The organism is Bifidobacterium sp. LH_424 (genome assembly GCF_056356895.1).
Genome location: NZ_JBKEVC010000003.1, coordinates 50,452 through 73,746, shown reverse-complemented (window position 1 = coordinate 73,746; position 23,295 = coordinate 50,452). Strand labels below are relative to the sequence as shown.

The following is a 23,295-nucleotide window of genomic DNA, read 5'->3' as shown; positions in this document are numbered from 1 at the left end:
AGACAAAAATCCTCTCGATTGTACGGCATGCGGACGAAAAGCATCCTGAAGACGGAGAGGGACGGGCGCCGTTCCGTTGGAAAACCAAGGGAACGGGCTTATACCACATCGGACGTCCGAACTGTGGCATTGACACGGCTCCACTTGACAAAAGCCAAACCGCATGTGTGTAATCTAGACACGAAGGAACAGGCTCGAATCAGGCAAGGGAGGTCATGCACATGTGGGGCATTGCCGAAGATTCCGCCGACGAGCCGCTGGAGGAGCTGTTATGGGGGTTGTTCTCCCCGGACGGCGATGTGTCATGGCAGCGCAAGGCGCTGTGCTCGCAGACCGATCCGGAGGCGTTCTTCCCGGAGAAGGGTGGGTCGACGCGCGACGCGAAACGCGTGTGCGCGCAGTGCGAAGTGCGCCGGCAGTGCCTCGAATGGGCCATCGAGCATGATGAGCGGTTCGGCATCTGGGGCGGCATGAGCGAGAGGGAACGCCGACGGTACAAGAAAACACGCAAGGAGCAGGCGTGACTGCAGACATCGAACAATTTCCCACCACGGGCGGCGTGCGCCGGATCCTGTCCGACGCATTGGCCGCCCGTCCGCGTTCACGGGCGCGCGGCGTCGAGACCGGCGTCGCCGCCGTCGTGACCGTCGAGGACGATCTGAGATTCCTTCCGGTCACGCTCGAATCGCTGCTCGGACAGACCGTGCTGCCCGGCGCGATCGTCGTGGCCGACTGCACCGGCGACACCGCGCAGCCGCTGCGCACCTCGTTCGACGTGACCGTGACGCCCACCGACCCGCTGCTGGGCCGTGAACCGCGCACCCTGTCGGTCGACGTGTGGCTGGTGCGCGCCCAAGGGGCCTCGTCCTTCGGCGCCGCGGTCGCCAAGGCCATGGACTACGCCGGCCTGGACGGCACGGCACGCGCCCTGTGGCTGCTGCACGACGACTCCCGTCCCGCCGACGCCCACTGTCTGGAACGCCTCGTCGAGGCGTGGCGCAATACGCCGGGCGCCTCCCTGCTCGGCGCGAAGCAGCTCGACTGGGAGGGCACGCGGCTGCATGGCGTGGGCGCCTACGCGACCGGCCACGTCGTCAACACGCTGGTCGTCGACGACGAACCCGACCAGGAGCAGTACGACGCCCGCGCCGACGTCTTCGCCGTGTCGCTGGCCGGCGCGCTCGTACCCATGGAGACCTATCGCGCGTTCGGCGGGACCGACCCGTGGTTCACCACCTACGCCGAGGGAACCGACCTATGCCGCAGGATCTGCCGTGGTGGCGGACGCGTGGTCGTCGTCCCCCGCGCGCGCATCGCCCATCGCCGAGCCCGCTTCGAAGGCGTGCGCACGCACGGCGGCGAAGGATTGGACCCGGAGGACGCGGTCAATCCGTCCATGCGCGTGATGACCGCATGGCGCCGCTACCGGTGCACGGACATCGCCATGCCCCGCTGGCCCCTCGTCTGGCTCGTCTCGCTCGTCGCCGCCATCGGGCTCGCACTGGCCCGTCTCGTCGCCAAGCAGCCCTATGAGGCATGGTGCGAGCTGTGCATGCCCTGGCGTGCGCTCGCATCCCTGCCCGGGGCGTTGCGGGCGCGCCGGGCGGTCGCACGTCAGACGAAGGTGGACCGGCGGCGACTGGCGCTGCTCACCGCCACGCGCGGCCAGCTCACGCAGTGGAGGGAACGTTCGCACGCCCTCGCCGACCAGCGCGGCACCGTGCTGCTGGGGCCGCTGGTGCGCGCGCATCTGCGCATGCGCGCCGTGCGCCGCTGGGGGCTCGCCGCCGCGATGGCCGCGGCCGCGTTCGTCGCGGTGCTCGCGCTCGACTGGTCATTGTTCCGCACGGCGCTGTCCGGCGGATCGCTCGTCTCGGCGCAATGGCTGCCCACCGGCGCCTCCCTCGCCCAGCTCGCATCGGCCGCCACCACGCAGTGGACGTGGGGCGTCGGCGTGGGCGTCGCCGCCCCACCGGCCCCGTGGCTGTGGGTGCTGCTGCTCGTCTCCCTCCTCACCGGCGGGCATGTGGCCGCCGCGACGGTCCTCATGTTCTTCCTCGCCGCGCCGTGCGCCGCATTGTCGTTCTGGGCGCTCGCCGGCGTATTCACCCGTTCCGACGCGGTGCGCGTCATCTCGGGATTGCTGTGGGTCTCCCTCGGCCTCGCCATGGGACTGTTCTCGACCGCCGACCTGCCGATGCTCACCGTGATGGTGTTCATGCCCGCGGCGTTCGCGTTCACGTTCCGCGCGGTGGGGCTCTACCATACCGAGGATCCGGTCCGTCCGCGCCCCTCGGTGCAGGCGTCCGCCGCCGCCTCGCTGTGCTACATGCCGGTCGTGGCCGCCGAGCCCCAGCTGCTGCTGCCCCTCGTCGTCACGTTCCTCGTCTTCCTCGTCTTCGTGCCCCGGCATCGCGCCATGCTGCTGCTCATGCCGCTGCCCGCCGCGCTGCTCGCGGCGCCGACGCTCGTCGCGTCCGTGCGTTACGCCTCCCGCGGCGAATGGCGTCAGCTGTTCGGCGACATGACCGTCCCCGTCGCGTCGGCCAACGGCCGTCCGGCGGCGCTCAACCTGACCGAGGTGGTCATCCGCGCGTTCGGATTCGACGAGACAGGCGGCTTCACGCAGTTCCTCATCTCCGGATTCGGCATCGCCACCCTGTGCATGCTGCTCGCCGTGACCGTGCTGGCCGTCGTCTCGCTGGTCCTGCCGTTCGCCCTGCGCGCCTCGCGCATGATGTGGGTGACGATCGTCGCGGGCGGCGCGCTGAGCCTCGGCTCGGCACGGGTCGCCATCGCGTTGGACGCCGACGGCGCCGTGGCCGGATCGGTGCTTCCCGGACTTCTGCTCGCCATGCTCGGCGCGCTGTCGTGCGTATGCCTGATGGCCGGCGGCGCCGTCCGCCGCTTCGTCGCCCTGCGCGCTCCGGGCGGCCGGTCGGATTCCGGCGCCGCCTCCGGACGCGCATGGCACCGGGCCGTGATCGCGGGACGTGTGCTGCTGTGTGTCGCATTGTCCGTGGGCGTGGTCGCCTGGACCGGATTCTCCACGGCCCGTCACGTCGAGGGGTCCGTCGCCGTCTCGGGCTCCGGATTGCCGATGGTGGCGACGGACATGCTCGAAGGCCAGCCCGGCCAACGCATCCTCGCCCTCGAGGCCGACTCCCGTTCCAACGTCTCCTACGCGGTCATGGACACCTCGGTGGGCGATCTCGTCGATTCCTCGCCCGCATGGCGTGCCCGCCAGGCCGCCGGCCAGACGGACGACGCCGATGGGCGCATCGGCGAGCTGTCCGCGAGGCTCCTGTCGAACAGCGACGACGCGGCCATCTCCGCGCTCGTGGGTCTCGGGTTCGGCGGCGTGTTCGTCGTCTCCGGACAATCCGGATCCGACCAGCTCGCCACGAACATCACCGCGTCCGACGGCACCCAGTCCGTCGTGACCTCCGACTCGGGCACCTACTATCGTCTGACCGCGGCCGAGGGCACCGGCGTCGGCGTCGACGCCACGCGTGAACGCGCCATGGCGCACAGTCCGTGGCGCTACGTCTGGCTGGTCCTGCTGGGCGTGACATGCCTGCTGTACGTGCTCGTCGCCGCGCCACGGCGACGGCGCGGGCAGCCGGTCGACGAGGACGGACGCGCCGAACGCGAAGAGGAGGGCGAAACCGCATGAACAGGCAGGGAACACCGATGCGCGTGCTGCGCGTCATCGTGGCGGTCGTCACCAGCGTGCTGCTCATCGCGGCGTTCGCCGTGCTGGCCGTCGTCAGAATGCCCGACGTGATGGTGGATTCCGCCTCGGGTACGCTCGGATCGTCGCACCGCATCGTCCAGGAGCGTCTTCAGGCGTATTGCCCGGCCCGCATGGAACTGCCCGACTCCACCGATTGGGGGGACAGCGAGTACCGTGCATCCGCCGGCGACATGACGACCTCCACCGCGCTCGCCGCGTTCGGCTCCGTGTACGCCTCCACGTCCACGCCGCTCGACCTGACCGGCGACGCGAAGACCGTCTCGCTCAAGGCTCCGGACAAGCCGGTCAGCCGTGACGCGATGGTGTCGAGGGACGACGGCGGCTACTCCCGCCTGCTCGACACGAACCTGCTCAAGGCCGGCGACGGTTCCGGCCACGCCGGCGTCACCGTGTCGCACGCCGCGGACGGCGACCTGCGCGGCATCTCCGCCGCCACCTGCGTCACCCCAGCGATGAGCCAGTCGTTCCTGCTCACATCCACGGCCACCGGCACGCGGCAGCAGCTCGTGCTCGCCAATCCCTCGTCCAAGGCGACCACCGTGTCCATCACGGTGGTGGGCAGCAAGGCCTCGGGACGGCTCGGCCTGTCCACGGCGGGCAGCGCCACCGTCGCCGCCGAGGGGGAGACCGTCGTCGACCTGTCGGCGGCCGCTTCCGGACAGGACGGCGTCTACGTCACCGTGGACAGCGGCGCCACGCCGGTGGGCGCCGTCGTGCGCACCACGGCGAGCAGCGGATTGACGCCGAAGGGCTCCGATTTCGCGATGCCCGCCGCGGACGCCACGGCCACGAGCGTGATTCCCGGCGTGGCCGAGGGCGACCGCGTGAGCCTCTACCTGTACGGCAAGAGCGCCGGCGAGGTCTCCCTTTCCTGGGCCACCGAGAACGGTGCGAAGGACATCCGCAAGGAGCAGGTGAAGGCGGACCGCGTCGCCGTCATCGATCTGGGCAAGGCGCCCAAGGGCGCGCGCGGAATCGTCGTCTCCGGCGGCGGGAAGGCCTTCGTCGCCTCGGCCAAGGCCACGAGATCCGGCTCCGACGGACAGGAGGACTTCGCGTTGCTCCAGGCCTCGGCCCCCGCAGTCTCCTCCGGCATGGCGATCGCGGACGGCGTCGATACGACGCTCACGTTCGTCAACGCCGGCGACGATGACGCCACCGTCAAGCTCACGTTCATGGACGACACCGGCAAGGCCGGCGACGAACGCGAGGTGACCGTCAAGGCGCATGACGCGACCACCGTGAAAGGGGAGGGCGTCGCCGCCATCGTCTCGGACGAGGCCAAGGCCGTCTCGTGGGGCGCGCGCATCGGCGGCGGCGGACTCGACTCCGACAAGACCGCCGGGCTGTCGGTGGTCGCGCCCACCACGCTCGCGGTGCGCGAGGAGCTCGTCAGGGCGACGCCCGACGCGTCGATCGTGCGCTGAACCGTGCGGCCGCCGGGCTCACCACTCGAAATCCGGGTCGAGCTCCTCGGGGCGGCGGCCGTACAGTTCGCCCAGACGGATGACGAGCTCGTCGCGGATCGCCCACTGGAGCTCCTCGCGGCCCCGCGTATGCGACTGCAACGGCATGCGGTACAGCACGATGCGCGCGGGCATGCCGTGGTCGGCGGGGAACAGGCGGGAGTTGATGCTCGGCTCCGACTCCCACGGCGCCGGATCGGAGGGCGGCACGTCCTCCACCGCGAACTGCACCGGCTTGACCAGCTGCGGCCACGCCTCGGCCAGACGGCGGATATGCGCGGCCACCAGATCGTCGAACATGCCCGAACGGGTGCGATACCGTGGCAGACGTGTGCCGAACATCGGCGTGCGGACGCCGCGGCCGTGACGATTGCGGTATACTCGTTCATTCCAAGGGGCTTCAAGCATGGCACCCACTGTAGGCCATGCCGGCGGCAACCGCGATGGGGCGGCCTCCGACGTGGGATACTGGACATACGACGGCTGCGCGCAGCGGACAGGAGGCGACGATGATCAGGCCATGGGACGAATGGGACCTCGACGTGCTTTGCGCGCGTGTGCGGCTGATCGGATTCGATCTGGACAACACGCTCGCCAATTCGAGGAAACCCATGAAGCCGGCCATGGCCCATCGGTTCAGCGAGCTCACGCGGCGCATCGACGTCGCCGTCATCACCGGCGGCCGCTATGAGCTCGTCGTCAGCCAGATCCTCGACGTGCTCGAACCGCAGGCGGATCTGCGGCGGCTCCATCTCATGCCCACCTCCGGCACCTGCTATCGGCGCTGGGAAGGCGGCGGCTGGAAGCAGGTGTTCAGCCACGACCTCGATGCGGACCAGCGCGCCCGCGCCCGCGCGAGCCTGGAACGCCGCGCGCGCGAGCAGGGCGTCTGGTTCGAGACGGTGTGGGGCGAACGCATCGAGGACCGCGGCTCCCAGATCACCCTGTCCGTGCTCGGCCAGCAGGCGCCGCTGGAGGCCAAGCAGGCGTTCGATCCGACCAACGAGGTGAAGGCGCGTCTCGCCGCGGCCGTCGCCGCCGACCTGCCCGATCTCAAGGTCCACGCGGGCGGCTACACGAGCATCGACGTGGCCGACCGGGGCATCGACAAGGCGTTCGCGGTGCGCGAGCTCGCCCGCCATCTCGGCGTCGAGGTGGACCGGATCGCGTTCGTCGGCGACCGCATGGAGCCCGGCGGCAACGACTATCCGGCGGTGCAGGCCGGGGCGATGGGCATCGCCGTCTCCAGCCCGGCCGACACCGTCGAACTCATCGACGGCCTGCTGGAGCGCCTGCCGATGCCCGCCGCGGGACGGTAGGAGGCGTATCATGCGCGCCGGCACCGTGGCCTCGGACATGATGGGCCTGCTGCTGCCGCGCGGCTGTGCGGGATGCGACATGCCCGACGAGGTGCTGTGCCCCGCATGCCGGACCCTGTTCTCGCAGGTGGTGATCGTGCCGTCGGAGGCGACGCACGTGCCGGCATACGCGTGTTCGGTGTACGAGGGGGCGGCGAGACGCGCCGTGCTGGCATGGAAGGATCATGGCGACGAGGAGTGCGATCGTCCGTTCTCCCAGGCGTTGTGCACGCTCGCCTCGCGCGTCCCGGACGCGATCGGCATCACGACGTCCGACGGCACGGCGGCGAGCGACATGGTGACGAGAGGCGTGGACGCCGGTCATGGCGATGACGACGGGCTGCTCATCGTGCCGGCACCGTCATCGGCGCGTTCGGCGAGGCGCCGCGGCAGGCGGCATATGATGCCGCCCGCGCGCGCACTCGCCTCATGGTGCCGTGCGCGGGGCGTCCGTGCGCACGCCGGCAACGTGCTGACGTCGCGCGTCACGGGAGGCAAGTCGGTGGAGACGAAGGGCAGGAGCGGACGCGCGGCGAGGGTGGGCGGTTCCGTCATCACGGTGCCGCGGCCCCGGCGCGTCGACGGGCGGCGCGTGGTCCTCGTCGACGACATCGTCACCACCGGCGCGACGATGCGCGCCTGCGTGGCCGCGCTGGAGGCGGCGGGCGCGCAGGTCGTCGCCTGTCTCGCCCTGACCGCTACGCCACGGTATGATGCTTCGGCAACGTGATCTCGAAGTCGGCGCCGCGCATGTCGTCGACGACGCGCACGTCGCCGCCGTGCAGCTGCGCCGCCCAGCGCGCGATCGACAGGCCGAGTCCGGTGCCGCCCGATTCGGTGCCCGGACCGGACTTGCCTTTGACGAAGCGGCGGAAGATGTCCGAACGGGCCTCGGGGGCGATCTGCGAGCCGAAGTTCACGACGTTCGTCACCACGGTGTCGTGCGTCTCGTCCTCATGCACTTCGACGAGCACGCTCGTCCCGTCGGGGGAGTGCTTCAACGCGTTGCCGATGATGTTGGTGAACAATTGGCGCAGACGGTCCTGGTCGCCCTCCATCATGATGCCCTCGGCGGCCTGCATGCGGATGTCGTGCGCATGGCCGCCGTCGGCGATCTCCAACGGTTCGATCGTGTCGTCGAGGAATTCGCGGAAATCGAAGCGTTCGATCTCGAGGCTCGCGGCGCCGGCCTCCATGCGGCTCAGGTCGAGCAGGAACGCGATGAGATTGCTCAGCCGCTGCGTCTGGTCGAGGATGCCCTCCAGATTCGCGGGCGTCGGTTCGGTGACGCCGTCGGCCATGTTCTCCACCTGCGCCTGCAGTGCGGAGACGGGCGTGCGCAGCTCGTGGCTGACGTTGGCGATCATGTCGCGGCGCATCTGGTCGGCGTGCTGGAGCTCCGCGGCCATCTCGTTGAACGAACGCGCGAGCTGCCCGACCTCGTCGTGGCTGGACTCGTCCATCGGCACGCGCACCGTGTAGTCGCCGTCGGCCATCGCCTCGGCGGCGTCGCGCAGCTGGCGCAGACGCGCGGTGAGACCGCGTGAGAAGAAATACGTGATGCCGAGCGCCACCACGAGGGTGAACGGCATGGCGAGCCAGCCGCTCCAGCCGAATTTGAGCAGGAACCAGCACATCGTGAACGCGATCGCCGTGGCGAAGACGAGCAGCGCGCACAATTCGAGCTTGAGCGAGGAGAATACGCCGAGCGGGCGCATGCGTTCACGGCATGCGCCCGCCCGGCGGGAGTCGATGGACTTGGTCATCGGCGTCATCGGTCGTCCCATGTTCCGGTCGTCTCCGGCTCACTCGCCCGATGGGGGCTCGAACGCGTATCCGACGCCGTGCACCGTGCGGATCATGTCCGGTCCCAGCTTGTGGCGCAGCGCCTTCACATGGCTGTCGACCGTGCGGGTGCCGGACGCGTCCACCCAGTCCCACACCTCCTCGAGCAGCTTCTCGCGGGTGAGCACGGACTTGGGTTTGCGCGCCAGCGTGGCGAGCAGATCGAACTCGGTGGGGGTGAGGTGTACGTACTCGCCGTTCACGCTCACCGTGCGCTGCGCCGGGTCGATGACCAGTGTGCCGAAGTCGAGGATCTTCTCGTTCTCGGCGTTCTTGGCGATGACCTTCGCGCGCTCGACGCGGCGCAGCAGCGCCTTGCAGCGGGCGATGAGCTCGCGCATCGAGAACGGCTTGGTCATGTAGTCGTCGGCTCCCGCCCCCAGACCGATCACCTTGTCCGCCTCGTCGTCGCGGGCGGTGAGGATGAGCACCGGCACCGGACGGGCGGCCACGATGCGTTTCGTCGCCTCGAGGCCGTCCATCACCGGCAGCATGATGTCCATGATCACCAGATCCGGCTTCAACTGCGTGGCCGCCTGCACGGCGCTGGCGCCGTCGCCGGCCACACGCGCCGTCCACCCCTCGGCGGTGATGCGCTGCGCGATGGCCGTGGCCAGCGTCGGTTCGTCCTCCACGACCAGCACCGTGCGCGGTGTGGTCTGTTGGCGTGCCGTGGTATTGAGCATGGTTGTTCTTGCCGCCTTTCAGCCGGTAGGTAGGGGGTGTTCGCCTTTCGTCACTCTTCCGGCTTCAAGAATACAGCGCCGAGCGCCGGAATGGTGAGTTTCGCCGAGGCCGGACGCGAATGGTATTCGCCGGCGTCCGCCTCGAACGTGCCGTTCTTGATGTCGGAGCCGCCGTACTTCTTGGCGTCGGTGGTGAACACCTCGGTCCACTTGCCCTCCTTCGGCAGCGGCACCTGGTAGTCGGACCACGCCTCGCCGGAGAAGTTCACGACCACGACGACGGTCTCACCCTTGGAGCCGATGCGCATGAAGCTCAGCGTGTTGTGGTCGGCGTCGTCGCTGGTGAGCCACTGGAAGCCGTCGGGCGTGAAGTCCTGGCTCCAGATGGCCGGCGTCTCCTTGTACAGCTTGTTGAGGTCGGCGACCATGGACTGCACCTCGCGGTGGTCCTCCCAGTCGAGGCACGCCCAGTCGATCGAGTTGTTGTGGTCCCACTCGCCCCACTGCGCGAGCTCGTTGCCCATGAACGTGAGCTTCTTGCCCGGATGCGCCCACTGGTAGGCGAACAGGGCGCGCACGCCGGCGTACTTCTGCCAGCCGTCGCCCGGCATCTTGCCGTACAGGGAACCCTTGCCGTACACGACCTCGTCGTGGCTCAGCGGCAGCACGTAGTGTTCCGAGTAGGCGTACACCATCGAGAAGGTGATCTCGTTGTGGTGCCACTTGCGGTTGATGGGCTCCTCGTGCAGGTACTCGAGCGTGTCGTGCATCCAGCCCATGTTCCACTTGAGACCGAAGCCGACGCCGCCCTGGTCGGTGGGGGCGGTGATGCCCGCGTACGCGGTGGACTCCTCGGCGATCATCATGATGCCCGGGTTGTTCTTGTACGCGGTGGCGTTCGCCTCCTTGAGGAAGTCGATGGCCTCGAGGTTCTCGCGGCCGCCGTAGATGTTCGGATGCCACTGGCCGGTCTCGCGGCTGTAGTCGAGGTACAGCATCGAGCTGACCGCGTCGACGCGCAGGCCGTCGATGTGGTATTCGCCGAGCCAGAAGCAGGCGTTGGCGACGAGGAAGTTGCGCACCTCGTGACGGCCGAAGTTGAAGATGTACGTGCCCCAGTCCGGGTGCTCGCCGCGGGTCGGGTCCGGGTCCTCGTACAGCGGCGTGCCGTCGAAGCGGCCGAGCGCGAACGCGTCCTTCGGGAAGTGCGCGGGCACCCAGTCCATGATCACGCCGATGCCGGCCTCGTGCAGACGGTCGACGAGGTACTTGAAGTCGTCCGGGCCGCCGAGACGGGAGTCGACCGCGTAGTAGCCGGTGACCTGGTAGCCCCAGGAGCCGGTGAACGGGTATTCGGCGAGCGGCATGAACTCGACGTGGGTGAAGCCCATCTTCTCGATGTACGGCACGAGCTTGTCGGCCAGCTCGCGGTAGCTGTTCACGTCCTTGCGCCAGCTCAGCGCGTTCATCTCGTAGATGGCGACCGGCCTGTCCATCGGGTTGGTCTTGGCGCGCTTCTCCATCCACTCGTCGTCCTGCCACTCGTGCGTCGACTCGACGACGACGGAGGCGTTCGCCGGCGGCACCTCGTGGGAGCGCTCCATCGGGTCGGCCTTGTCGACCCACTCGTAGTTGGCGTTGAGAATCTGGTACTTGTACACCTCGCCCGCGCCGATGCCGGGGATGAAGATCTCCCACACGCCGGAGGAGCCGAGCGCACGCATCGCGTGGCGGCGACCGTCCCACGAGTTGAAGTTGCCGATGACGCGCACGGCGTGCGCGTTCGGCGCCCACACGGCGAAGGAGACGCCGGTCACGTCGCCCATCGGGTCGGAGTAGCGGCGCACGTGCGCGCCCAGCGCCTCCCACAGGCGTTCATGGCGGCCCTCGCCGAACAGGTAGGTGTCCATCTCGCCGACGGTGGGCAGGTAGCGGTACGGGTCGTCCTCGACGAACGGCTCGCCGCCCTCGTAGGAGACCTTCACGCGGTAGTCGGGCACGCTGTAGCCGTGCTCGGTCCTGGCGGAGGGCACGACGGCGATGAACACGCCGTTGTATTCATGCTCGGCCGGGTATTCGCCGTCCTGCGTGACGATGGCGACGGTCTTCGCCATCGGGCGCAGCACGCGGATCGTGGTCTGGTCGGCATGCGGGTAGTTCGCCATGTGCGCGCCGAGGATGGCGTGCGGGTTGTAGAACTCGGCGTTGCTGACTTTGTCGAGGTCACCCTGGTTGACGGGAACGGCGACGGTATCTTCATTGATGTTCGTGTTTGTAGCCATGCCCATAGTGTACGGCTACAAACGTTATCATCGCGGCTTTGGCGCGTCGCGCGAGCCGCGGTCGGCGACCTGCCGGCGTGTCCGGGGGTGATGGCATACTTTTTCAGGTTTTTTGTGGGTCTGCTTTCAGCGGAGGTTTCATGGGTTACAAGGTCGGCGATATGGTCGTCTATCCGCGCCACGGCGCGGCGAGGGTCGAGGCGGTCACCGAGCGGACCGTGAGGGGGGTCACCCGCGAGTACCTGCAGCTGTCGGTGCTGTCCTCCGACGGCCTGGTGATCAACGTCCCGGTCGACAATGCGAAGAAGGTCGGCGTGCGCGACATCGTCGACGCGAACGAGGTGGCGAAGGTGTTCGAGATCCTGCGCACCCCGATCGTCGAGAAGGAGATGAACTGGTCGCGGCGCTACAAGCTGAACGTCGAGAAGATCGCGACCGGCGACGTCAACAAGATCGCCGAGGTCGTGCGCGACCTCGCCCAGCGCGACGTCGACGAGCACGGACTGTCCGCCGGCGAGAAGCGCATGCTCACCAAGGCGCGTTCCATCCTCACCTCGGAAATCGCCCTGTCCGAGAAGATCGACGAGGAGGAGGCGCAGCGCCTGCTCGATGTGAACCTCGGCTACAGCGAGCCGAAGCCCGGTGATGAGAAGCATCACACCGAGGCGCCCGAGGAGGCCGCCTCCGACACGATGGCGCGTCTCGACGCCGAGAAGAAGAAGAGCCGCAAGCGCTGAGCCGCGGCTTGACGCGATTCGACGATCGACATCCGCAAGGCCCCCGCCAATGGGGGCCTTCGCATATCGGGAGGAGCACTATGCGTATAGGACAGGGATTCGACGCCCATCGTTTCGCCTCCGAAGACGACTCCCGCGAATTGTGGCTCGCGGGGCTTCGCTGGGACGGCGAGGGCAGCGGCATCGAGGGCGACTCCGATGGTGACGTGGCCGTGCACGCGTTGATCGACGCGTTGCTGGCGGCCGCCGGACTGGGTGACATCGGCGCGCTGTTCGGCGTCGGCGCGGAGGCGCACGGCGCCGGCATGCACGGCGCGGACATGCTGCGCGAGACCGTCGCGTATCTTCGGGAACGCGGCTTCGCGCCGACGTCGGCATCGGTCGCCATCATCGGCAACCGGCCGAAGATCGGGCGTCGCCGTGATGAGGCCGCCGCCGCGCTTGCCGAGGCCGTGGGATGCCCGGTGTCCGTCACCGCCACCACCACCGACCATATGGGCTTCACCGGCCGCGGCGAAGGCCTCGCCGCCATCGCCACGGCCCTGGTCGGGGAGACCGGACGCTGATTCCGTTCGCGGCTCTGTTCGCCGGCTCCGAGGAGAAGCGCCGGCGCGTCGCCGAGATGCCGTCGCGAATGACATCGTCGCCGAGACGCCTTCTCGGGCTGCCGTCGCACCATCGGCCCATCGCCGAGGTGTTGCCGGCCCATCGTCGAGGCGCTGCCAGACTGCCGCCGAGGTGTTGCCAGACCATCACCCATCACCGAGCCATCACCGGATTGCCGCCGAGGTATTGTCAGATGATTGCCGAAGCATTGCCGTGCTGCCGTCGTATCGTCGTACCGTCGTCGAAGTGACACCGGATTCCGATGAGACGTCCCGTCGCGATATCCGTTTCCCCTCTCCCGGCGCAACTATTCCCGGGAATCGTCCCTTTTGTCCGGGATTTCTTGCACTGACCATATCTCAGCGCAAGAAATCCCGGATGATGCGCCTCGTTTCCGGGAAACCTTGCGCTGGGGAGCGGCTCAGCGCAACCATTCCCGGATGATGCGGTCATTATCCGGGAATCCTTGCGCTGCCCTTGGTCTCCGTACAAGGGATTCCGGGCGGGATGATTTTCGGATCGGTTCCGGTGGATGATACGTCAACGGATTTTCGGTACGCCGGCATCGGTGAGTTTGGCATCCAGCCTCGCGGAGTTCTTCACATCCTCGAAGAACAGATGCACGATGGCGGTGATTCCCTGCTCTCGGAGAGAGCTTTCCCGCCGGCGCTCGTAATCCAGCTTCGCCTGTAGACTCGCGCGATTCGGATTGCTGACGTCGGCGTATTTCGCCATGCCGTCGTATTCGGCGACGATGACGCGTCCGTCGGCGAGCCGCCAGCAGAAATCGACGCGATACGGCATGGTCGGTATGTCCGGGTTGAAGAACTCGGTTTGGCACGTCGGGCCTGCATACCCGAGCTCGAGGATATGGGCGTAGGCCCAGGATTCGCCTCCGTTCTCCCGTAGCGGGGCGGCGTGTCTCAGGAGTTTCGCCACCGCCGTCTCATCGCAGTTGATTCGAATCATCAGTGTTTCGACGTCGGCGATTGTGACGTGGCCGTTCCGCAGTGCGGAGTCGTAGATGGCCAGGGCATCGACGAACGGTAGGATGGCGCAGTCGATGAGCGTGCGGGCGGGGGAGGTGACCGATATCCCGCGGAACAGGCGACGGGGAACGGCGTGCATGTAAAGCGGTCTCAGCTGCTTGGCCGCGCCGTGCCCGGAGCCTTTCGTCGACGTGATGCTCACCGTTCCGTCATGCAGCGCGTAGGAATGCTGGTATCCGTAGACGCATGCGGCGCTGAGTCCCGCGAACGTCCACCGCGGATGAACCTTTGCCAACGCGCGGATCATATGCAGCGATTGTTCCTCGGGATCGAGGGCATCCCAATACAACACATCTGCGAAAAGATTCGGATATGGCGAGACCACTTCCAACGCCTTCACCCGCCTGCGCAGGGCGTGATAGACGGCGCCGCCGTCGCCTATCGCGCAGCGTCGTTCCCGTTCGGCGATTCGCAGCAGTGCGGTGACTCCTTTGTGCTCTTTTATGGTTCGACGCTATGTGCAGCCGGATCCCGGAGACAAGCCGAATCGGGCAATGTGGATAACACCCCTCACTTCGGGCGTGTCGCGTGCGGTTTTTTCGGGGAACCGTCATCAACGCGTGAACTGGACGGATCCAGTTGTTCGTTGTCCGTTTTTGTCTGACGACGCCGGGGAGCCTTGTCGTCCCCGGCGCACAAGAAACCCCGGGAAACACGGCCTACGTCCGGGATTTCTTGCACTGATGAAGTCCCAGCGCAAGGAATCCCGGATGATGCGCCTCGTTTCCGGGATTCCTTGCGCTGGGGAGCGGCTTGGTGCAACTATTCCCGGGGCATGCGGCTGATAGCCGGGAATGGTTGTGCCGGGATATGGGGAGATCGAGGGAAGCCAGGATACGGGGAGGCCAAGGGAATCCGGGATACGGGGGAAACCAAGGAAACCGGGCGATGGGGAAACCGGGATACGGGGAAACCGGGATACGGGGAAACCGGGATACGGGAGGGCGTCACCGCCGCCGCAGCGCTTCCACGGCTTTGGCGGCGGCCCAGAACAGGGTGGAGATCGTCACGATGATGAAGCTCGGGGGAGCTGGGAACATCGCGGAGAGCACGAGGCCACCCCAGATCGAGACGAGGCAGATCGCCCCGGCCGCGACCATCGCCCTGAGCGGCGAGGAGGCGATGATGTTCGCCGCGGCCGCCGGCGTGATGACCAATGCGAAGATGAGCAGCGTGCCCACCGCGGGCACGGCGATCGTGATCACACCGGCCATGATCGCCATGAACGCGACGTTCATCCAGCCGATCGGCACGCCCTTGGCCTGCGCCACCTGCTCGTCGAGCGAGCTGAACAGCAGCGGCCGGTAGATGATCGACAGCACCGCCAGCAGCACCACGTCGAAGATCGCGAATCCGACGATCTGCGCGGTGGTGATCGTCAGGATCGAACCGAACAGGATCGACTGCATCTGCTGCGAGGCCGAACTCGACAACCGGGCGAAGAACAGGCCGAGGCCCGTCGCGAAGGCGAGCACCGTGCCGGTGGCGATCTCGCGTTCGGAGACGCGCTTGCCGAGCGCGCCGATCACGAGCGCGCCGCCCAGCGCGAACACGCCGAGGCCGAGCGAGACGGGCAGTCCGAGCAGCACGGCCCCGGTCGCGCCGGGCAGGCCGATGTGGGCGAGCGCGTGCGCGGCGAACGTGGAATGCCGGGCGATGGTGAAGTAGCCCATCACGCCGGCCGCGAACGCGATGCACAGGCCGGCGAGGAACGCGTTGGCCATGAACGGCGCGGTCAGCGTGTCCATCCAGTTGGGGTCGAAGCTGAAATCGATGTGGCTCATTTCCTTGCTCCTTGAATCGTGGAGGCGTCGCGCGCGTGCATGTCGTCGGTGTGCGCGTGATGGTGCAGCTCCGCCACCTCGGCGGCCGTGTGCATGTCCATCGGCTGGTCCTTCGGCTCGTCGGGGGAGGGGGTGACGAACATGTCGCCCTGCGGCGTGGTCACGACCTGCACGTTCGTGCCGTACAGGTGGGTGAGGAGCTTCGAGTCGAGCACCTTGCGCATGTCCGCGTAGTGCGGGTGCCCGTCGAGCAGGTAGACGGCGCCGGTGAGGATCGGCAGCAACATGTTGAGGTCGTGTGCGACGATCTGGATCGTCATGCCGAGCTCCTGGTTGAGGCGTGCGAGCAGGTGCGCGACGGCGCGCTGGGATGCGAGGTCGAGGTTGGCGAGCGGCTCGTCGAGCATGAGCAGTTTCGGGTCGGAGACGATCGCCTGCGCGATGGCGACGCGTTGGCGCAGGCCTCCGGACAGTTCGGACAGCCGGTATCGCGCCTTGCCGTCGATGCCGACGAACGCCATCGCCTCGTGCGCCTTGGCGCGTTGCGCGCGCGTGACCGGGTGGATGCCGAACCGCGTGCCGGTCAGGCCGAGCAGCACCGACTGTTCGGCGGTGAGGTTCGAGTCGATGTCCGACGTGTAGCTTTGCGGGACGTAGCCGATGACGCCGTTCGCCTCGCCGGCCGGCTTGCCGAAGACGGTGAGCGAGCCGTGCGAGAGCGGCAGCAGTCCCAGCTCGGCCTTCATCATCGTGGTCTTGCCGGCGCCGTTGGTGCCGACGATCGCGGTGACCGATCCGGCGGGGATGGCGAAGTCGCCGTGCTGCCAGATGACGCGGTCGCCGCGCCTGATCGCCGCGTCGCGGAAGACGATCGCGTCCTGAAGCGGTTCGCCCATGGTCGGGCCTCCTGTGGTCATGGATTGGGATTCACGAATCTACCGCAGGATTATCGCAAATGATGTTGACAACCGTTCTCAATTACGTGCGCATCGATAAGGACCCGTCGTCCGTGCCGTTACTTGCCGGGGTCGGGTTGGGCGTCGCCTGCGGCGGTCCCGGCGGAATCCGAGTCGTTGGAGGAGTCGTCGGAGGAGCCAGAGGAATCAGAGGAATCGGAAGAGGACGATTCGGTATCGTCGGCCGTGTCGTCCTTGCCGTAGTCCGGGTCGACGGCGGTGAAGATCTCGTCGGCCAGCGCGCCGATCCAGTCGACGAGGGTGTCGTACCGCTTCGGCATCTGCTCGCTCACGTCGACGACCGGCACGTCGGAGCGCCCGGCCGTGCCGATGAGCATGTTCGTCGCGTCGGAGGCCTCCTGCGTGTTGTTGACCAGCACGTCGACCTTCTTCTTCTCGATGGCCTCCTGGAAGGTCTGCAGGTCCGCCGGCGCGACCTCGCCGCCGTTGGCGACCGCCTGCGCGTAGCCCTTCGGGGTGGCGTCGTCGAACGACATGTCGCTCATCAGATAGTAGACGACCGCCTCGGTCGCGCCATAGGTGAGGTCCTTGTGCGCGTCGGCGAAGTCGGCCATGCGCGCGTCGAGCTCCTTCTCGCGCGACTGCCAGGCCTTGAGATTGGCTGCGAACGTCTTGCGCTTCTTCGGCCGCGCCTTCGAGAACGCGTCGGCCAGCTCCTTGGCCATGCCGGCGCGCGCGTCCTTCGAGAACCACAGATGCGGGTTGTCGCCGTCCATCGCGCCCACGATCTGCGCGGCGGAGACGAGCGTCGAGTCCGGTCCGCGCGACTTCGTGGCCCACGTGTCGTATCCGGCGCCGTTCGCGACGACGATCTCGGCGCGGCTCAGTTTCGCCAGATCGGAGGTCTTCGGTTCGAAGTCGTGCGCGTCCACGCCCGTGGAGGAGAGGATCGATGTGACGTCGACCGCGTCGCCGCCGATCTCCTTGGCGAGCGACCCCCACTGGTTCACCGAGGAGACCACCTTGATGACGCCGGTCTTCGTCTCCTGCGTCGTCTGCGCGCCCGTGGCCGTCCCGCCGTCGCCCGCCGCCGTGCCGCAGGCGGCGCAGGCGAGGGCGAGCGCGGTAGCGACGACCGAAGCCGCGACGCGCCGCACGCTCCCGAACCGTCGTCCCGCTCGCCGTCCCAAATGTCCCACGTTCATCGTCCGAACCCTTCCGCTCCTCGCCGCGCGTCCATATCCGTCTTCGGCGAAACCGACATGTTACCTAATCGTAGTAGCGTCCACCGCATCCCACGACACGTTGGGACGCGTTGAGAAACGATGGGACGCAAGAGAAGGAGTCGACATGCCCGTGAAACTCGACGGCAAGGCCGTGGCCGCGCAGATCAAGCAGGATTTGAAGGAGCGCGTGGAGCGTCTCAAGGCCGCAGGCGTCGAACCCGGCCTCGGCACGCTGCTGGTCGGCAGCGACCCCGGCTCGGTCAAGTACGTGGCAGGCAAGCATGCGGACTGCGCCGAGGTGGGCATCCGCTCCATCAAGCACGAGCTGCCCGCCGACGCGACCTTCGACGACATCGCCGCCGTGGTGCGCGAGATGAACGGGGATCCGGCGTGCACCGGCTACATCGTGCAGCTGCCGCTGCCGAAGGGCATCGACCAGAACGCGATCATCGACCTCATCGACCCGGCCAAGGACGCCGATGGCATGCACCCGTACAACCTCGGCGAGCTCGTGCTGCACGTCAAGGGCGACATCGACACGCCGCTGCCGTGCACGCCTCGCGGCTGCATCGAACTGCTGAACGCCTACGACATCGACCTGGACGGCAAGGAGGTGTGCGTGCTCGGCCGCGGCATCACGATCGGCCGCACGATCGGCCTCATGCTCACCCGCCGCGCCGTCAACGCGACCGTCACGCTGTGCCACACCGGCACGCGCGACGTCGTCGACCACATGCGCCGCGCCGACGTGGTCGTCGCCGCGATGGGCTCCGCCGGATTCGTCAAGCCCGACATGGTCAAGGACGGCGCCGTGCTGCTCGACGTGGGCGTCTCGCGCGTCTACGACGAGGAGGCGGGCCGCTGGCGCGTCAGGGGCGACGTCGACAAGGCCGCCCACGAGAAGACGTCCGCCTACTCGCCCAACCCGGGCGGCGTCGGGCCGATGACCCGCGCCATGCTCCTCGCCAACGTCGTGGAGATGGCCGAGCGCCGGGCGAAGGCCGAGGGCAGGGCCTGACAGCGACACGCCCGGGATTTTGGGCATGGCTGACTGTATTGTGGAAAGTCGCGTGTCCGATGGGCACATCCATAACTGAATATCGAGTAATTATCCATCCAACTATTGAGAAACCATTACCTACATGGCAGAGAACAACACTGAGGTCACCAAGGTCGCCATCAACGACATCGGCACCGAAGAGGACTTCATCAAGGCAGTCGATTCCACCATCAAGAACTTCGACGATGGTGATCTGGTCGAGGGTACCGTCGTCAAGATCGATCACGACGAGGTCCTCCTGGATATCGGCTACAAGACCGAGGGTGTGATCCCCTCCCGCGAGCTTTCCATCAAGAAGGACGTCGATCCGGACGAGGTCGTCGAGGTCGGCGACACCGTCGAGGCCCTTGTCGTCACCAAGGAAGACAAGGAAGGCCGTCTGATTCTGTCCAAGAAGCGCGCCCAGTACGAGCGCGCCTGGGGCGACATCGAGAAGATCAAGGAAGCGGACGGCGTCGTCGAGGGCACCGTCATCGAAGCCGTCAAGGGCGGCCTCATCGTGGACATCGGCCTGCGTGGCTTCCTGCCGGCCTCCCTGGTCGAGATGCGTCGCGTCCGCGACCTCACCCCGTACATCGGCCAGAAGATCCAGGCCAAGATCCTCGAGCTCGACAAGAACCGCAACAACGTGGTCCTGTCCCGTCGCCAGTACCTCGAGGAGACCCAGTCCGAAGTGCGCGAGACCTTCCTCTCGCAGCTCAAGAAGGGCCAGATCCGCGAGGGCGTCGTCTCCTCCATCGTCAACTTCGGCGCGTTCGTCGATCTCGGCGGTGTGGACGGCCTCATCCACGTCTCCGAGCTGTCCTGGAAGCACATCGACCACCCGTCCGAGGTCGTCAAGGTCGGCGACAAGGTCACCGTCGAGGTGCTGGACGTCGATCTGGACCGCGAGCGCATCTCCCTGTCGCTCAAGGCCACCCAGGAGGATCCGTGGCAGCGCTTCGCCCGCACCCACGTCCCCGGCCAGATCGTCAAGGGCAAGGTCACCAAGATCGTGCAGTTCGGCGTGTTCATCTCCGTCGAGGACGGCATCGAGGGCCTGGTGCACATCTCCGAGCTCGCCAACCGTCACGTCGAGAACCCGGAGACCGTGGTCAAGCCGGGCGAGACCGTGTTCGTCAAGGTGATCGACGTCGATCTCGATCGTCGCCGCATCTCCCTGTCCCTCAAGCAGGCCAACGACTCCGTCGACCCGGCCTCCGAGGACTTCGATCCGGCCATCTACGGCATGCCGGCCGAGTACGACGAGCAGGGCAACTACAAGTACCCCGAAGGCTTCGACCCGAACACCAACGAGTGGATCGCGGGCTACGAGAAGCAGCGTGAGGAGTGGGAGTCCCAGTACGCGGCCGCCCACCAGCTGTGGGAGGAGCACAAGGAGTTCGTGGCCAAGGAGCTGGCGCACGCGGAGGAGTCCGCCGCCGCCGACGGCCAGGGCCCGAAGGAGGAGAAGGTCGAAGAGGTGTCCAACTACTCTTCCGACAACACTTCCACCGGCACGCTCGCCGACTCCGATCAGCTCGCCGCTCTGCGCGACCAGCTGCTCGGCAAGTGAGTTCCGCCTCACGGCATGAGCTCACGGCGTAACGCCTAACCGAAACCCGGTCCACGATGGGCCGGGTTTCGTCGTATATCGACCATATTCCCCATGGTGCGGCAACACACTTTCTCCATAACCGCGGAATCAAGCCGTTTTCGCCTACCGCGCCATGGGGATTTCACCGCACCATGGGAGAGGGGAGAGGAGGGCGCATGATTCGTATCGGATTGACCGGTGGCATCGCGGCGGGCAAGAGCACGGTGGCGGCGCGGATGCGCGAGGACGGCGTGCTGCACGTCGACTATGACGCGATCGCGCATGCGATCACCGCGCGCGGGGGAGCGGCGTTGGCGCCGATCGCGCGCGAGTTCGGCGACGCGGCCATCGCCGCGGACGGTTCGCTGAACCGCGCGTGGATGGCGGAACACGTGTTCGGACGCGATGCCGAGCCCGGCGCGCGCGAACGGCTCGACGCGATCGAGCATCCGCTGATCTACGCCGAGGCGCGACGACGGGAGCACGATGCCGTGGCGGCGGTTCGGAACGCCGCATGCGGCCCGGGGGAGCATGGGATCGTCGTTGTGCACGACGTGCCGTTGCTCGCCGAGGTGATCGGCGACATCCCGTTCCGGTTCGACCATATCGTCACGGTCGAGGCGCCCGCCCCGACGCGGATCGCGCGCATGGCCGCGACACGCGGCATGACGCGCGAACAGGCCGAGGCACGCATCCGCTGCCAGTCGACGCGCGGGCAGCGCGAGGCGATCGCCGACGTCATCATCGACGCCACGCAACCGCTCGAACGCATGTTCGAGCAGGTTGATAGACTGGTCGCCGAGTGGAAGGAGCAGTGATGGGATTCAACATCCAACGCGAGAACCGGCCGTTCGTCGTCAAATCGCCATACCAGCCGAGCGGCGACCAGCCTCAGGCCATCGACGAGCTCGCCACGCGCATCGAGAACGGCGAGAACGACGTCGTGCTCATGGGCGCGACCGGCACCGGCAAGACCGCCACCACCGCCTGGCTCATCGAACGGCTGCAGCGGCCGACGCTCATCATCGAGCCGAACAAGACGCTCGCCGCGCAGCTGTGCGCCGAATTCCGCGAGCTCATGCCGGACAACGCGGTGAGCTACTTCGTCTCCTACTACGACTACTACCAGCCGGAGGCGTACATCCCCCAGACCGACACCTACATCGAGAAGGACTCCAACATCAACGACGATGTGGAACGGCTGCGCCATCAGGCCACCGCCAACCTGCTCACGCGACGTGACTGCGTGGTCGTCGCCACCGTGTCGTGCATTTACGGTCTCGGCACGCCGGAGGAGTATGCGGGCCGCATGCTGCTGCTCAAGGTCGGCCAGCAGATCGACCGCGACCAGCTGCTGCGGAAGTTCGTCGCCATGCAGTACAAGCGCAACGACATCGCGTTCACGCGCGGCACGTTCCGCGTGCGCGGCGACACGGTGGAGATCATCCCCGTGTACGAGGAGCTCGCCGTGCGCATCGAGTTCTTCGGCGACGAGATCGACCGCATCTCCACGCTCCACCCATTGACCGGCGACGAGATCGCCGAGGAGAACGAGGTGCACATCTTCCCCGCCTCGCACTACGTGGCCGGGCCGGAGCGCATGGAACGCGCGTTGAAGACGATCCGCGAGGAGCTCGACGAGCGCGTCGCGGAACTGAAGAAACAAGGCAAGGAGCTGGAGGCGCAGCGCCTCACCATGCGCACCACCTACGATCTGGAGATGCTCACCCAGGTGGGCGTATGCTCCGGCGTCGAGAACTATTCGCGGCATTTCGACGGACGTGCGCCCGGCACGCCGCCGCACACCCTGCTTGACTTCTTCCCCGACGACTTCCTGCTCGTCATCGACGAGTCGCATGTGACCGTCCCGCAGATCGGCGCCATGTACGAGGGCGACGCGTCGCGCAAGCGCACGCTCGTCGAGCACGGCTTCCGCCTGCCCTCCGCGATGGACAACCGCCCGCTCAAATGGCCGGAGTTCCTTCAACGCGTCGGCCAGACCGTGTACCTGTCCGCCACGCCCGGCGACTACGAGCTCGGGCTTTCGGACGGGGTGGTCGAGCAGATCATCCGCCCGACCGGACTGCTGGACCCGAAGGTCGAGGTGCGTCCCACCGACGGGCAGATCGACGATCTGCTCGCCGAGATCAAGGACCGCGTCGCCAAGGGCGAGCGGGCGCTTGTCACCACGCTCACCAAGAAGATGGCAGAGGATCTGACCGATTATCTGCTCGAACGGGGCATCAAGGTCGAATACCTGCATTCCGACGTGGACACGCTGCGCCGCGTCGAGCTGCTGCGCATGCTGCGCGAAGGCAAGATCGACGTGATCGTCGGCATCAACCTGCTGCGCGAGGGTCTCGATCTGCCCGAGGTGTCGCTCGTCGCGATCCTCGACGCCGACAAGGAGGGCTTCCTGCGCTCCTACCGTTCGCTCATCCAGACGATCGGCCGCGCGGCCCGCAACGTGTCCGGCACGGTCATCATGTATGCGGACGAGGTCACCGAGGCGATGCGCAAGGCCATCGACGAGACCGAACGCCGCCGCGAGAAGCAGATCGCGTACAACAAGGAGCACGGCATCGACCCGAAGCCGCTCATCAAGAAGATCAGCGACGTCAACGACATGCTCGCCAAGGAGGACGTGGACACGGCCACCCTGCTCGAAGGCGGCTACCGCAACGCCGGCAAGGCGGGCAACACGCATCTGGGCGTGCCTGCGTTCGACGCCGCCGAGGCGGACAAGCGGCACGAGGAGATCCTCAAGGCCGGTCTGCCCGCGCAGGACCTCGCCGATCTGATCCGCCAGCTGAGCGAGCAGATGCACATCGCGGCCGAACAGCTCCAGTTCGAGCTCGCCGCCCGTCTGCGCGACGAGATCCGCGACCTCAAGAAGGAACTGCGGCAGATGACCGAAGCCAATAAGTAGGAGGGACGGTCATAGAG

Annotated in this window: 19 protein-coding genes; 11 read left to right on the top strand and 8 right to left on the bottom strand. The window is 67.1% G+C overall.

Annotated features, from left to right (window positions below; all coding sequences use genetic code 11):
- Positions 1-221: 221 nt before the first annotated feature.
- Genes AC1AYP_RS04335 through AC1AYP_RS04325 form a run of 3 tightly spaced genes read left to right on the top strand, consistent with a single transcriptional unit; the run spans position 222 to position 5,184 of the window.
- Positions 222-524 carry a WhiB family transcriptional regulator gene (locus tag AC1AYP_RS04335; protein WP_476502151.1) on the top strand — a complete coding sequence of 101 codons (303 nt, stop codon included), beginning with the start codon at positions 222-224 and terminating at the stop codon, positions 522-524.
- A complete protein-coding gene (locus AC1AYP_RS04330) occupies positions 521-3,676 on the top strand; it encodes a glycosyltransferase family 2 protein (RefSeq protein WP_476546854.1) in 3,156 nt (1,051 codons plus the stop codon). Before AC1AYP_RS04335 ends, AC1AYP_RS04330 begins: the two co-directional genes overlap by 4 nt.
- On the top strand, positions 3,673-5,184 hold the full coding sequence (locus tag AC1AYP_RS04325; RefSeq protein WP_476532779.1) for a DUF5719 family protein: 1,512 nt from the start codon (positions 3,673-3,675) through the stop codon (positions 5,182-5,184). The genes AC1AYP_RS04330 and AC1AYP_RS04325 overlap by 4 nt, the downstream gene beginning before the upstream one ends.
- Before the next feature lie 18 nt (positions 5,185-5,202).
- Here the strand turns inward: AC1AYP_RS04325 and AC1AYP_RS04320 are convergent, their stop codons facing one another.
- Complete coding sequence (locus AC1AYP_RS04320) at positions 5,203-5,631, bottom strand: metallopeptidase family protein (protein WP_476502154.1); 429 nt, start codon at positions 5,629-5,631, stop codon at positions 5,203-5,205.
- A 101-nt stretch (positions 5,632-5,732) separates the two neighbouring features.
- Between AC1AYP_RS04320 and AC1AYP_RS04315 the strand changes: the two genes are divergently transcribed.
- Both AC1AYP_RS04315 and AC1AYP_RS04310 read left to right on the top strand, forming a co-directional pair.
- Positions 5,733-6,542, top strand: a complete 810-nt coding sequence (locus AC1AYP_RS04315; protein ID WP_476546852.1) for an HAD-IIB family hydrolase — start codon at positions 5,733-5,735, stop codon at positions 6,540-6,542.
- Between the two features lie 10 nt (positions 6,543-6,552).
- Complete coding sequence (locus AC1AYP_RS04310; protein ID WP_476546850.1) at positions 6,553-7,311, top strand: ComF family protein; 759 nt, start codon at positions 6,553-6,555, stop codon at positions 7,309-7,311.
- Here AC1AYP_RS04310 and AC1AYP_RS04305 read toward each other — a convergent pair.
- The 3 genes from AC1AYP_RS04305 to glgB are packed head-to-tail and all read right to left on the bottom strand — an operon-like array spanning position 7,280 to position 11,394.
- Positions 7,280-8,347 (bottom strand): sensor histidine kinase, encoded by a 1,068-nt coding sequence (locus tag AC1AYP_RS04305; RefSeq protein ID WP_476547009.1) that lies wholly within the window; start codon positions 8,345-8,347, stop codon positions 7,280-7,282. The genes AC1AYP_RS04310 and AC1AYP_RS04305 overlap by 32 nt on opposite strands.
- 39 nt (positions 8,348-8,386) lie before the next feature.
- A complete protein-coding gene (locus AC1AYP_RS04300) occupies positions 8,387-9,112 on the bottom strand; it encodes a response regulator transcription factor (RefSeq protein WP_476502157.1) in 726 nt (241 codons plus the stop codon).
- A gap of 50 nt (positions 9,113-9,162) precedes the next feature.
- Entirely contained in the window at positions 9,163-11,394 is a 2,232-nt protein-coding gene (gene glgB / locus AC1AYP_RS04295; protein WP_476546848.1) for a 1,4-alpha-glucan branching protein GlgB, read from the bottom strand.
- A 140-nt stretch (positions 11,395-11,534) separates the two neighbouring features.
- Here glgB and AC1AYP_RS04290 point away from each other — a divergent pair, with 140 nt between their 5' ends.
- Positions 11,535-12,131 carry a CarD family transcriptional regulator gene (locus AC1AYP_RS04290; RefSeq protein WP_034526438.1) on the top strand — a complete coding sequence of 199 codons (597 nt, stop codon included), beginning with the start codon at positions 11,535-11,537 and terminating at the stop codon, positions 12,129-12,131.
- A gap of 80 nt (positions 12,132-12,211) precedes the next feature.
- On the top strand, positions 12,212-12,697 hold the full coding sequence (gene ispF, locus AC1AYP_RS04285) for a 2-C-methyl-D-erythritol 2,4-cyclodiphosphate synthase (protein WP_476546846.1): 486 nt from the start codon (positions 12,212-12,214) through the stop codon (positions 12,695-12,697).
- A gap of 580 nt (positions 12,698-13,277) precedes the next feature.
- On the opposite strand, the gene AC1AYP_RS04280 is transcribed toward ispF, so the two are convergent.
- The 4 genes from AC1AYP_RS04280 to AC1AYP_RS04265 form a co-directional block, all read right to left on the bottom strand.
- The gene (locus AC1AYP_RS04280) at positions 13,278-14,111 is read right to left on the bottom strand and encodes a hypothetical protein (protein WP_476546843.1); all 834 of its coding nucleotides are present in this window, start codon (positions 14,109-14,111) and stop codon (positions 13,278-13,280) included.
- Between the two features lie 622 nt (positions 14,112-14,733).
- Positions 14,734-15,570, bottom strand: a complete 837-nt coding sequence (locus AC1AYP_RS04275) for a metal ABC transporter permease (protein WP_476546841.1) — start codon at positions 15,568-15,570, stop codon at positions 14,734-14,736.
- Positions 15,567-16,466 (bottom strand): ABC transporter ATP-binding protein, encoded by a 900-nt coding sequence (locus tag AC1AYP_RS04270; RefSeq protein ID WP_476546839.1) that lies wholly within the window; start codon positions 16,464-16,466, stop codon positions 15,567-15,569. Before AC1AYP_RS04270 ends, AC1AYP_RS04275 begins: the two co-directional genes overlap by 4 nt.
- Positions 16,467-16,585: 119 nt before the next feature.
- Positions 16,586-17,692, bottom strand: a complete 1,107-nt coding sequence (locus AC1AYP_RS04265; protein WP_476546838.1) for a metal ABC transporter solute-binding protein, Zn/Mn family — start codon at positions 17,690-17,692, stop codon at positions 16,586-16,588.
- 145 nt (positions 17,693-17,837) lie between these two features.
- Between AC1AYP_RS04265 and AC1AYP_RS04260 the strand changes: the two genes are divergently transcribed.
- The 4 genes from AC1AYP_RS04260 (at position 17,838) to uvrB (ending at position 23,278) form a co-directional block, all read left to right on the top strand.
- Positions 17,838-18,731 carry a bifunctional methylenetetrahydrofolate dehydrogenase/methenyltetrahydrofolate cyclohydrolase gene (locus tag AC1AYP_RS04260; protein ID WP_034526445.1) on the top strand — a complete coding sequence of 298 codons (894 nt, stop codon included), beginning with the start codon at positions 17,838-17,840 and terminating at the stop codon, positions 18,729-18,731.
- A 124-nt stretch (positions 18,732-18,855) separates the two neighbouring features.
- Positions 18,856-20,328, top strand: coding sequence for a 30S ribosomal protein S1 (rpsA, locus tag AC1AYP_RS04255; protein ID WP_034526447.1), 1,473 nt, complete (start codon positions 18,856-18,858; stop codon positions 20,326-20,328).
- Between the two features lie 197 nt (positions 20,329-20,525).
- Positions 20,526-21,167 (top strand): dephospho-CoA kinase, encoded by a 642-nt coding sequence (coaE, locus tag AC1AYP_RS04250; RefSeq protein ID WP_034526449.1) that lies wholly within the window; start codon positions 20,526-20,528, stop codon positions 21,165-21,167.
- Positions 21,167-23,278: an excinuclease ABC subunit UvrB gene (gene uvrB / locus AC1AYP_RS04245; RefSeq protein WP_034526451.1), complete on the top strand. Its 2,112-nt coding sequence runs from the start codon at positions 21,167-21,169 to the stop codon at positions 23,276-23,278. Before coaE ends, uvrB begins: the two co-directional genes overlap by 1 nt.
- Positions 23,279-23,295: the final 17 nt, after the last annotated feature.

Bases quoted from the DNA above. Each gene is read 5' to 3' on its own strand.
- AC1AYP_RS04335 (WP_476502151.1), top strand. From the start codon at position 222: ATGTGGGGCATTGCCGAAGATTCCGCCGACGAGCCGCTGGAGGAGCTG.
- AC1AYP_RS04325 (WP_476532779.1), top strand. From the start codon at position 3,673: ATGAACAGGCAGGGAACACCGATGCGCGTGCTGCGCGTCATCGTGGCG.
- AC1AYP_RS04320 (WP_476502154.1), bottom strand. From the start codon at position 5,631: ATGCTTGAAGCCCCTTGGAATGAACGAGTATACCGCAATCGTCACGGC.
- AC1AYP_RS04315 (WP_476546852.1), top strand. From the start codon at position 5,733: ATGATCAGGCCATGGGACGAATGGGACCTCGACGTGCTTTGCGCGCGT.
- AC1AYP_RS04310 (WP_476546850.1), top strand. From the start codon at position 6,553: ATGCGCGCCGGCACCGTGGCCTCGGACATGATGGGCCTGCTGCTGCCG.
- AC1AYP_RS04305 (WP_476547009.1), bottom strand. From the start codon at position 8,347: ATGACCAAGTCCATCGACTCCCGCCGGGCGGGCGCATGCCGTGAACGC.
- AC1AYP_RS04300 (WP_476502157.1), bottom strand. From the start codon at position 9,112: ATGCTCAATACCACGGCACGCCAACAGACCACACCGCGCACGGTGCTG.
- glgB (WP_476546848.1), bottom strand. From the start codon at position 11,394: ATGGCTACAAACACGAACATCAATGAAGATACCGTCGCCGTTCCCGTC.
- AC1AYP_RS04290 (WP_034526438.1), top strand. From the start codon at position 11,535: ATGGGTTACAAGGTCGGCGATATGGTCGTCTATCCGCGCCACGGCGCG.
- ispF (WP_476546846.1), top strand. From the start codon at position 12,212: ATGCGTATAGGACAGGGATTCGACGCCCATCGTTTCGCCTCCGAAGAC.
- AC1AYP_RS04275 (WP_476546841.1), bottom strand. From the start codon at position 15,570: ATGAGCCACATCGATTTCAGCTTCGACCCCAACTGGATGGACACGCTG.
- AC1AYP_RS04270 (WP_476546839.1), bottom strand. From the start codon at position 16,466: ATGGGCGAACCGCTTCAGGACGCGATCGTCTTCCGCGACGCGGCGATC.
- AC1AYP_RS04265 (WP_476546838.1), bottom strand. From the start codon at position 17,692: ATGAACGTGGGACATTTGGGACGGCGAGCGGGACGACGGTTCGGGAGC.
- AC1AYP_RS04260 (WP_034526445.1), top strand. From the start codon at position 17,838: ATGCCCGTGAAACTCGACGGCAAGGCCGTGGCCGCGCAGATCAAGCAG.
- rpsA (WP_034526447.1), top strand. From the start codon at position 18,856: ATGGCAGAGAACAACACTGAGGTCACCAAGGTCGCCATCAACGACATC.
- coaE (WP_034526449.1), top strand. From the start codon at position 20,526: ATGATTCGTATCGGATTGACCGGTGGCATCGCGGCGGGCAAGAGCACG.
- uvrB (WP_034526451.1), top strand. From the start codon at position 21,167: ATGGGATTCAACATCCAACGCGAGAACCGGCCGTTCGTCGTCAAATCG.